This window comes from Nonomuraea candida, assembly GCF_000725485.1.
Lineage (GTDB): Bacteria > Actinomycetota > Actinomycetes > Streptosporangiales > Streptosporangiaceae > Nonomuraea > Nonomuraea candida.
In genome coordinates, this window is sequence record NZ_JOAG01000214.1 from 1 (window position 1) to 233 (window position 233).

Genomic DNA, 233 nt, shown 5'->3' on the forward strand with positions numbered 1-233 from the left:
CCGTACCCAAGCCGCGCTCCGCTGTCCGGCCTGGCCGTGGACGGTAAGACGCTGCGTGGCAGCCGCACCGCCGACGGCACCACGGTCCACCTGCTGGCCGCCACCCGCCACGACACCCAGACCGTCGTGGCCCAACGCCAGATCGCAGCCAAGAGCAACGAAATCCCCGCATGCACGCCGCTGCTGGCCGGGCTGGACCTGACCGGCGTGGTGATCACCGCTGACGCCCTGCA

The 233-nt window shown here is 71.7% G+C and carries 1 pseudogene; it reads left to right on the forward strand.

Going from position 1 to position 233, the window contains the following annotated elements:
• Positions 1-36: 36 nt before the first annotated feature.
• Positions 37-233, forward strand: a pseudogene (locus IO39_RS56490) (ISAs1 family transposase); the annotation flags it as partial.